Here is a 10,146-nt window from a genome sequence, read left to right as displayed (position 1 = left end):
CCCCGCCCAACCCGCGCCGGGCGCCGGGCCCCCCCCCCCGCCCACTAACCCCCGCCCCCCCCCCCCCCGCGCCCCCCGGGGGCGCCCCGCGCGGGGGGGGGGGGGCCGACAGCTGCGCGGAGCCGGCGCTCCGGCCAACTTCGGTGCGGGCCGTGTCAGTTGCCCCGGATGTCCGCGAAGACGACCTCGAACTCCTCCAGCGAGGTCACGGTCACGTGCGCCTTGGCCGCGCCCTCATGCCGGGCCACCGCCTGGGGCCCGCGGGACGCAACGAGGGAGCCGCGGTCCGTGAACGTGGTGCCGACTCGGCCGCGTCCGTGCTCCCGGTCGACGAGCAGAACCGCCCTGGCCAGCCCGGACAGCGTCTCGAGCCTGGGCACCACCGAGGCGCGGAAGGTCTCGGTGAGCAGGTCGGCGTCCATGGGGTCGAACTCCAGCCTGGTGATCCGCAGTCCGGCGCCTGCTTCCGGCTGACGCACCTGGTGGAAGACCGTCGCCTCGTAGTTCTCGACCGCGGTAGTCGCCGCGAAGGGCTCCAGCAGCGCACCGCGCCGCTCACGCATCACCTCGTCGCTGTTGCGCCGGGCCTCCTCGGACTCCCACCAGCTCGCTGCCAGCAGTTTGCCGACCTCCCGGTCCACGAAGATGCCGGCCCCGCGATAGCCCGGGCGCTCCTCCAGCAGATCCCGGCCCTGCGAGTTCAGTGCCCTGATGGCCGTGTCGATCTTCGCGGGATCCCCCGTCGCATACACCGTGCGAACGAACATGACGCCTCGCCTCCCAGAAGTCGGGCGCATATCTGGATATTCCGTCTCTCCAGTCTTCTCCTCCGGGCAAACCGCTGCAATCAGGCCCGGACACGGCCTCATGGCACGGTAGTCCAGACCATGGGGTTGACGGGGGCACGTAAAGAGGGCCACCTTGTACGGCACCCACGTAAGGAAACTTTCCTAACAGAAGGGTCCCCCACAGTGCGCATACGAACACTGACCCTCGCCGCGGCCTCCGGGGCCGCACTGCTCGCCGCCGGAGTGCTGCCCGCGAACGCCTCCGGTACGGCAAGGCCGGCCTCCGCCCAGGAGGGCTCGGTCAGCGCGGCCGACCTGCTCGCCAAGGTGACGTCGTGTCAGCAGATCTCCAACGGCAAGTACAAGACGGACGACGAGACTTCGGCCAAGATCCCGGTCTGCGGCAAGAACGGTGCGGTCTTCTGGAAGGCCGACATGGACATCGACTGCGACGGACAGCGCACCTCGAAGTGCAACGAGAACACCGACCCCTGGTACCAGGACGACACGGCGTTCCACCAGTCCAACGGCAAGCCCCTCAAGGCCGATTCACTGCCGTACGTGGTCGTGCCCAGCTCCAGCAGCATCTGGAACTACTCGAGCGCCGGCATCAAGGGCGGCGGGGTGGTCGCCGTGATCTACAACAACAAGGTCGAGTACGCCGTCGTCGGCGACACCGGCCCCACGAAGATCATCGGTGAGGCCTCGTACGCCACCGCCCAGGCCCTCGGCATCGACAGCAACCCCGAGACCGGCGGCGCCGACTCCGGCGTGACCTACATCCTCTTCAAGAACTCGCAGGTGTCCCCCATCGAGAGCCACAGCGCGGCGGTCTCGCTGGGGGATCAGCTGGCGAAGAAGTTCCTCCAGAACAACTGAGGCCACGGCGCACGCGGGCCGCGGGACAGCCCAACTGTCCTGGTCAGGTCGGTTGGGCTGTCTCACATGGCGTGTGCGGCCGTGTGCACGGTGTGTGCCGCGAGGACGAACACGTCCGGGCGGTGGTGGACGCTCGCCTTGTCGTCGGGGTCGAGGAGCTGGTCGAGGGTGGCGCGGTCGGTGGCGTCGAGGTGGTCGCCGAGGCCGTCACGGAGGCGGGAGAGGGAGGCGGCGACGTAGGCGCGGGCGCGGTCCTTGGCCGGGGCCGGCAGGTCGAGCAGGAAGGTGCGGGTGCCGGTGGGCCTCAGGCCCGCGGCCGCCATCAGGGCCGGCCAGTCCTCCGTCTCGGCGACCGCGCCGGGCAGGCTCGACCGCATCTCGGCGAACCACTCCTCCTCCAGCACGTCGAGGCGGGCCTGCAGACCCGGGCGGCCGATCCCGATGTCGCGCGGCAGGAACCGCGCGGGCAGACCGCCCTCCATGAGCGCGAGTGTGCCCCCGGGCGCGAGCCGCGCGGCGAAGGCGGCCAGGGCGGCCCGCTGGTCGCCGATGTGGTGCAGGCTGCGGCTGGCCCACAGCAGATCGGCGGGGTAGTCCAACTCGTCCAGTACGCCCGGCAGTTCACCGGTCAGCGTGCCGAAGCGATCGCCGACCCCCAGCCGGTCGGCACGGGCACGGGCCCGCTCAAGGAGCGGCGCCGAGCCGTCGACCGCGACGACCCGGGCCCCCGGGAAGGCCTCGGCGAGCAGACAGGCGACCACACCGGGTCCGCTGCCCGCGTCGACGATCAGCCCGGGTTCGGTCTGCTTGTCGGTCAGCCAGGTCATGGCCCGCTCGTAGAGGGACGTGAACAGCTCCGCCTGCGATTCCAGCAGCGGGGCCATCTCGGCCCAGTCGATGTCGGTGTGGTCGTGGTGGTGACCGTGCTCTCGGTGTCCGTGGTGGTGTCCTTGCGCCATGGAGGTCAGCCTCTCGTCCGGGTGCGACCCAGCGTGCGCCGACGCACCGCATGACGGCCAGCACGGTTGCCGTAACGGCAAAAGTCGGCGGCAAAAATGAGGTGCACGGTGCCTGACGGGTCATCGACGATGGCCCGATGGACGACGGACTGGTGGAGAGGTTCCTCGACGACGGGTTCGTGAAGATCGAGGGGGCGTTTCCGCCACGGGTCGCCGAGGACTGCGCGCGGCTGCTGTGGAAGGAGACGGGGTACGACCCCGAGGACCCCGGCACCTGGAAGGACCCGGTGGTGTGGGTGGGGGGAATGGCCCAGGGCCCGTTCGCGGCGGCGGCCAACACACCTGTGCTGCACGAGGCGTTCGATCTGCTGGTGGGCGAGCGGCGCTGGGACCCCCGCTACTCACTGGGCAGCTTCCCGTTGCGCTTTCCGAACGAGGAGGAGCCGGACGACGCCGGCTGGCACATCGAGGGCAGTTACCTACCTCAGGGCGCCGAGCTCTGGCACACCAATCTCCGCTCCAGGGATCGCGCCCTGCTGATGCTGTTCCTGTTCAGCGAGGTGACCGAGGACGACGCCCCGACCCGTATCAGGGTCGGCTCCCACCTGGACGTGCCACAGGTCCTGGCGCCGTACGGCGACGAAGGCGCGGACTTCATGACGCTCGGCCCACGGGTGGACGCCGCCTCCGCGCACCGCCCGCTCGCCCACGCCACCGGCCGCCCCGGCGACGTCTACCTCTGTCACCCCTTCCTGGTGCACGCCGCCCAGCCCCATCACGGCACCCGCCCCCGTTTCATGGCGCAGCCGCCGCTGCACCTGAGGGAGCCGCTGGAACTGGAGCGGCGCGACGCCGACTACTCGGCGGTGGAGTTCGCGATCCGCCGGGGCCTGGCCCGGGGGGAGGGGTAGGCCCCGGCGGGGTCGGTCAGCCGTCGGTCACTACGACAGCGGCGGGTACGCGTTCTGCATCAACTGCTGGAACTGCGCCGAGAACCAGTGGCCGGACAGGGGCGCGTTCGGCAGGGCGCCGGACATGTTGTTGTTGTTGCGCGGGTTGCCCGTGTAGGTCGGGTCGCACATCCGGTCGAAGCCCTTGCCCTCGTCGTTCGGGACCGCCGAGCTGGCACCGTCGGACTCGCCCGGGGGCTTCATCCACACGTACGCGTCGATCCCGGCCGCGGGGCTGGCCTTGGGCCGTTCACCGAGGCCGGCGCCGGCCTGGTTGCACCAGTTGCCGGTGTTGAAGCGCCGGTCGATACGGCCGCCGTCGACGTAGGTGTTCACATCGGTCTGGGCGCCGGGACCGGTCGGCCGGGCGCTGCCGCCCCAGCCGTTGCGGGAGGTGTCGATGAGCATGCCGACGCCCGAGGGGAATCCCTGGCTCACGGCCTCCTGGCGGAAGGCCTGGGCGTAGGAGAGCTCGTCGACGTACCGGTTCCAGTCGACCCACTTCGACTGGCGCACGGACGTGCCGTTCACGGTGTCGTTGATGGTGTAGTACGGCTCCTTCAACGCACTGTAGTTGGCGGTGTTGGTGATGAAGCCATGGACGTCGTTCACCGTGGCACCCTCGGCGGTCGCCGCCTGCTTGATCGTCTGGACCGTCGCCGAGAAGTTGTCGTCCCAGCCGAGCCAGCCGTGGTGCCCGGCGTCCACGTAGTTGTAGACGTTGGGGACGTCACCGAGCTTGTTCAGCGCGTAGCCGACACCCTTGATGTAGTTGCCGTTCGCCTTCATCGTGTCGCAGTTGGGGGTGGCGGTGTTCCGCGGCGAGACGTTGGTGACGAGGTTCGGCAGGGAGTCGAGTTCGACCGTGGTGACGATCCGCAGCGAGGCGTACTTGGGATCGGCGAGGATCGCGGCGATCGGGTCGATGTACTGCGTCTTGTACTTGTCGATGTCCGTCGGACCGAACTCACCGTTGGAGGCGAGCGCGGCACAGTCGCGGCCCGGCAGGTCGTAGATCACCAGCTGGACGACGAGCTCGCCGCTGCCCTTCTGCTTCAGGGCCTCGTCGAGGTGTGCCCGCAGGCCCATCTTCCCGCCGGCGCCGTTGATCGCGGCGACCCGGTCCAGCCACACACCGGTGGGCTGGTTGGCGACGCGGCTGCCGCCCGGCTCGGCGGCGGCGTTGGCGGACCACTCCGGGTTCACGTACACCTTGGCGCCGGTGTAGGGGTTGTCGGCCTTCGGGCCGGTCGGACCGGGGTCGGTCGGGCCCGGGTCGGTCGGGCCGGGGTCGGTCGGGCCGGGGTCGGTCGGGCCGCCGTCGACGTTGCAGGTCACACCGTCGAGGGTGAAGGTGGCCGGGACGGCGTTGCTGCCGCTGTAGGTGCCCTGGAAGCCGAAGCTGACCGAGCCGCCGGTGGCGAGGGTTGCGTTGTAGCTCTCGTTGGCTGCGGTGACGGCCGCCCCGCTCTGGCTGATCTTCGAGTTCCAGAAGTTGGTGATCTTCTGGTTGCCGGCGTACGACCACTTCACCGCCCAACTGCTCTTGGCGGCGCTGTTGTTGGTGACGGTGACGGCGGCGGTGAAACCGGAGCCCCAGTCGTTCTGCACCTTGTATTCGACGGTGCAGGGGACGGAGGCCGCGGAGACATCGCCGGGGACGACGGCCGTCGCGGCCCCGGCGGTCCCGGCGACCAGCGCCAGGGCGGCGAGCAACGCTGTTCTGGTACGACTCATGAGTGCGGGTTTCCTTCTCCGATGCGTGAATTGCGGGATACGGGACTTACGGGTTGAGGGCGCGCAGGTGATCGCGCAGCCCGGTGCCGTACGACGTGGGGGTTCCGTCGTAGTTGGAGATCAGGGAGGGACCGGAGGAGCAGTCCCAGGTGTTCCAGGTCCAGCCGAGGTAGGACAGGCCGCGGTCGTCGAACCACTTCATGACCTGGTCGACGAAGGAGTGCGAGCAGGTGTTCTCGCCGATCTCCCCGGCCATCAGCGGCACCTGGGCCGCGACCGGGGCGAGGGTGGAGTTCCAGCAGCTCTCGTTCGCGCAGGTGTTGAAGTTGTAGACGTGGTAGGCGGCGACGAGATTGCCCGTCGGGTCGGCGGGCCTGTACGTCAGCCACTGCCCGAGGTCGTTCGAGTACGCCAGACCGCCGGCCATGACGACGTTCCTGGCGCCGGTGCCGCGCACGGCATCGACGAGGTCCTGCATCCCGGCGACCTGGTAGCCGATCCCGGGGCAGGTGCCCCCGTCCTTCCAGCACTGCCACGCCTGGGTGGTGGTGGAGGTCGCCCGGTCCGGGTACGGCTCGTTGAACAGGTCGAACACGACCGCCGGGTCGGCCTTGAAGGTGCTCGCCACCGACGACCAGAACGACGGTGTGTACTGCATGTCGGGCATCGGCTTCTGGCAGGTGGCGTGTACGTCGGAGCAGCCCGCCGAGTTGCCGGTGTACTGGCCGTAGGTCCAGTGCAGATCGAGGATCGGCGTCAGACCGTGCGCCTCGGCCCTGGTCACCAGGTCCTTGACGGCGGCGATGTAGTTGGCGCCCGCGTACTCGGGCTTGATGGAGGAAAGACCCAGCCAGCACTCCTCGTTGAGCGGAATGCGGACGGTGTTCGCCTTCCAGCCGGCGATCGCCCTGAGCGCGGCATCGTCGACCGGGCCGTCCCAGATGCCCCGGCCCTGCACGCACATGAACTCACCACCGGACCGGTTGACGCCGAGCAGCCGGCGGTTCCTGCCGTCGGTGTCCACCAGCTTGTTCCCGGAGACATGCAGGGCGGGTGCGGTTCCACCGGCGGGCGGCCCGGTGGGGGTCGGGGACGGCTCCGCATCGGCGTTGCACGTCGTCCCGTTGAGCTTGAACGACGTCGGTACGGCGTTCGTCCCCGACCGGGAGGCGAGGAACCCGGCGCTGACGCTCGCGCCGGTGGCCAGCGAGCCGTTGTAGCTCTCGTTGGCCGCGGTCACCGTCGTACCGGACTGGGACCACTTGGCGTTCCAGCCCTGGCTGACCTTCTGGCCGTCTGCGAAGTCGAAGCTGAGGCTCCAACTGCTCATGGCTGCCGTGTTGTTGGTGATCTTCACGGCGCCCTGGAAGCCGTTGTCCCACTGGCTGGTGACGGAGTACTCCACCGAGCAGGCGGGGGTGGCTCCCCGTGCCGTGACGACCGGCGCGACCGCCGTGCCCACCAGGGCCACGGCGGCGGCAACAAGTAAAAGACCTGAACGCGGGGGGTGTCGCATGAGCGAGTCCTTGCAGTTCGGGCGCGCCGTGACGGACGCGTCGACTGATGGAATCGCTCCCACTGGTGTCCATGAAGCTAGCGCCAAGTGACGGCAAAGGACAGGGGAGTCACAGACTTTCCTGACTTTCCCTCAGCTGAAGCGCGTCGAATCTTTTCGACTCTTCAAGCACCTTGACCGCCCTCACCCCCGTCCCCACTATGGGAGCGCTCCCACTGGTTCAAGGCTTGTTGCTCCTCCCTTCCCCCACGTCTTTTTCCGAGCCGCAAGGAGGAACCAGCACATGCAGCCCAGCAGGAGACGCAGAACTGCGCGGCGGTTGTGGACCGCCGTGGTGGCGGCCCTCGCTCTTCCGCTCACCATGCTCGGCACCGGCACGACTCCCGCTCATGCGGCGGCACTTCAGTGCAGCGTCGACTACAAGACGAACGACTGGGGCTCCGGCTTCACCGCCGACCTCACGCTCACCAACCGCGGAACCGACGCGATCAACGGCTGGACGCTGACGTACGCCTACAGCGGCAACCAGAAGCTCAGCAACGGCTGGAACGGCACCTGGTCCCAGTCCGGTCAGTCGGTCACCGTGAAGGACGCCGGTTACAACGCGAAGATCGCCGCGGGCGCGGCGGTCTCCACCGGCGCGCAGTTCACCTACAGCGGCACCAACACCGCTCCCACCAGTTTCGCGATCAACGGCACCACCTGCGCCGGCGCGCACCAGCCGCCGGTCACCGTGCTGACCAGCCCCGCCGCGGGCGCGGTCTACACGCAGGGCGACCCGGTCCCGCTCGCGGCGACCGCCGCCGCGGCCGACAACGCGACCATCAGCAAGGTCGAGTTCTACGACGACACCACTCTGCTGGGCACGGACACCAGCGCGCCCTACACCCTCTCCGCCTCCGGTTTGACCGTGGGCAGTCATTCCCTGGTGGCGAAGGCGTACGACAGCCTGGGCGCGTCCGCGGAGTCGACGCCCGTCGGCATCACGGTCGCCTCGGGTCCCGCCGTAGTGGCCTCGCCGACCCAACTGGGCGTCCAGCAGGGCAAGACGGGCACCTACGACGTGAAGCTGTCGACGCAGCCGAGCGCCAATGTGACCGTGACGACGGCCCGCGCGAGCGGCACCTCCGGCCTGTCGGTCACCGGCGGCGCGACGCTCACCTTCACGCCCTCCAACTGGAGCACCGCCCAGAAGGTGACCATCACCGCCGACACCTCCGGCACCGGTACGGCGTCCTTCGAGTCGACGGCGACGGGGTACACGAAGGCGACGGTCACGGTGACGGAGCTGGCGGCCTCGAAGGCGTACGACGCCCGCTTCCTGGACCTGTACGGCAAGATCACCAACCCGGCGAACGGCTACTTCTCCCCCGAGGGCGTTCCCTACCACTCGGTCGAGACGCTGATCGTCGAGGCGCCGGACCACGGCCACGAGACCACCTCGGAGGCCTACAGCTACCTGCTGTGGCTGCAGGCGATGTACGGCAAGGTCACGGGCGATTGGTCCAAGTTCAACGGCGCCTGGGAGATCATGGAGAAGTACATGATCCCCACCCATGCCGACCAGCCGACCGGCTCGTTCTACAACGCCTCCAAGCCCGCCACCTACGCGCCCGAACTGGACACCCCGAACGAGTACCCGGCGAAGCTGGACACGTCGGTCTCGGTCGGCTCCGATCCGATCGCGAGCGAGCTGAAGAGCGCGTACGGCACGGACGACGTGTACGGCATGCACTGGTTGCAGGACGTCGACAACGTCTACGGCTACGGCAACACGCCGGGCGGGACCTGCGAGGGCGGTCCGACGGCGAAGGGCCCGTCGTACATCAACACCTTCCAGCGCGGGCCGCAGGAGTCGGTGTGGGAGACGGTGCCGCAGCCGACCTGCGACGCCTTCAAGTACGGCGGCACGAACGGGTATCTGGACCTGTTCACCGGCGACTCGTCCTACGCCAAGCAGTGGAAGTTCACCGACGCCCCGGATGCCGACGCGCGCGCGGTGCAGGCCGCGTACTGGGCCGACGTGTGGGCCAAGCAGCAGGGCAAGGGCGCGGACGTCTCCGCGACCGTCGGCAAGGCCGCGAAGATGGGCGACTACCTGCGCTACGCCATGTACGACAAGTACTTCAAGAAGATCGGCAACTGCGTCGGTCCGTCCACCTGCCCGGCCGGCACCGGCAAGGACGCCTCCGACTACCTGCTGTCCTGGTACTACGCCTGGGGCGGCGCCACCGACACCAACGCGGGCTGGGCCTGGCGCATCGGCTCCAGCCATGTGCACGGCGGCTACCAGAACCCGCTCGCCGCGTACGCGCTGAGCTCCTACGCCGACCTGAAGCCGAAATCGGCGACGGGCGCGACCGACTGGAACAAGTCGCTGCAACGGCAGCTGGAGTTCTACCGGTGGCTCCAGTCGTCCGAGGGTGCCATCGCGGGCGGCGCGACCAACAGCTGGGCGGGCCGGTACGCGACCCCGCCGGCGGGTACCTCGACCTTCTACGGCATGTACTACGACTGGCAGCCCGTCTACCACGACCCGCCGTCCAACCAGTGGTTCGGCTTCCAGGCGTGGTCGATGGAGCGGGTCGCCGAGCTCTACCAGCAGACGGGGAACGCACAGGCGAAGGCGGTCCTCGACAAGTGGGTGAAGTGGGCGCTGTCCAAGACCACGATCAACCCGGACGGCACCTATCGGATCCCCGCGACGCTGCAGTGGTCGGGCCAGCCCGACACCTGGAACGCCGCGAACCCCGGCTCCAACAGCGGGCTGCACGTCACCGTCGCCGATTACACGAACGACGTCGGTGTGGCCGCCGCGTACGCCAAGGTCCTGACGTACTACGGCGCCAAGTCCGGTGACACGACGGCCAAGTCGACGGCGAAGGCGCTGCTGGACGGCATGTGGAACAACTACCAGGACAGCCTGGGCATCGCCGTCCCGGAGACGCGCACCGACTACAGCCGGTTCAACGACAGCGTGTACGTGCCGAGCGGCTGGAGCGGCAAGATGCCGAACGGCGACGTGATCAACTCGTCGTCGACCTTCTCCTCGCTGCGGTCGTTCTACAAGAACGACCCCGCCTGGTCGAAGATCCAGGCGTATCTGGCGGGTGGGGCGGCGCCGTCGTTCACGTATCACCGGTTCTGGGCCCAGGCGGACATCGCCCTGGCCATGGGCTCGTACGCGGAGCTTCTCGAATAAGTCCCCGCCTGCCCGCGCCCCTGAAGGGCGCTCCCGTACCGCCGGTTCATCTGAGCCGCCGGGCGGCCCCCACCCGCACTGGGGGCCGCCCGGCACTCGCACGTTCCCCTGATGG

The 10,146-nt window shown here is 69.0% G+C and carries 7 protein-coding genes; 3 read left to right on the top strand and 4 right to left on the bottom strand.

Translation table 11 applies throughout. The features are described from left to right. Positions 1-155 precede the first annotated feature (155 nt). Complete coding sequence (locus tag ABT254_RS33865; RefSeq protein ID WP_351478691.1) at positions 156-767, bottom strand: hypothetical protein; 612 nt, start codon at positions 765-767, stop codon at positions 156-158. Between the two features lie 204 nt (positions 768-971). Here ABT254_RS33865 and ABT254_RS33860 point away from each other — a divergent pair, with 204 nt between their 5' ends. After that, entirely contained in the window at positions 972-1,667 is a 696-nt protein-coding gene (locus ABT254_RS33860; protein ID WP_351478688.1) for a glycoside hydrolase family 75 protein, read from the top strand. A gap of 62 nt (positions 1,668-1,729) precedes the next feature. Here the strand turns inward: ABT254_RS33860 and ABT254_RS33855 are convergent, their stop codons facing one another. After that, positions 1,730-2,626: a class I SAM-dependent methyltransferase gene (locus tag ABT254_RS33855; RefSeq protein ID WP_351478685.1), complete on the bottom strand. Its 897-nt coding sequence runs from the start codon at positions 2,624-2,626 to the stop codon at positions 1,730-1,732. Between the two features lie 137 nt (positions 2,627-2,763). Here ABT254_RS33855 and ABT254_RS33850 point away from each other — a divergent pair, with 137 nt between their 5' ends. Further along, entirely contained in the window at positions 2,764-3,537 is a 774-nt protein-coding gene (locus ABT254_RS33850; RefSeq protein WP_351478683.1) for a phytanoyl-CoA dioxygenase family protein, read from the top strand. Positions 3,538-3,567: 30 nt separating this feature from the next. Here the strand turns inward: ABT254_RS33850 and ABT254_RS33845 are convergent, their stop codons facing one another. Together ABT254_RS33845 and ABT254_RS33840 are read right to left on the bottom strand one after the other, a co-directional pair. Further along, positions 3,568-5,313 (bottom strand): glycoside hydrolase family 6 protein, encoded by a 1,746-nt coding sequence (locus ABT254_RS33845; protein ID WP_351478680.1) that lies wholly within the window; start codon positions 5,311-5,313, stop codon positions 3,568-3,570. A 46-nt stretch (positions 5,314-5,359) separates the two neighbouring features. Beyond that, on the bottom strand, positions 5,360-6,829 hold the full coding sequence (locus ABT254_RS33840; RefSeq protein WP_351478677.1) for a cellulose binding domain-containing protein: 1,470 nt from the start codon (positions 6,827-6,829) through the stop codon (positions 5,360-5,362). A 283-nt stretch (positions 6,830-7,112) separates the two neighbouring features. Between ABT254_RS33840 and ABT254_RS33835 the strand changes: the two genes are divergently transcribed. Beyond that, positions 7,113-10,031: a glycoside hydrolase family 48 protein gene (locus ABT254_RS33835; RefSeq protein ID WP_351478674.1), complete on the top strand. Its 2,919-nt coding sequence runs from the start codon at positions 7,113-7,115 to the stop codon at positions 10,029-10,031. The last annotated feature ends 115 nt before the right edge of the window (positions 10,032-10,146 follow it).

The sequence above is a fragment of the Streptomyces sp. NPDC001137 genome, from assembly GCF_040298885.1.
Taxonomy (GTDB): domain Bacteria; phylum Actinomycetota; class Actinomycetes; order Streptomycetales; family Streptomycetaceae; genus Streptomyces.
The sequence above is the reverse complement of the archived record's forward strand: the minus strand, read 5'-3'. Positions and strand labels throughout refer to the sequence as shown.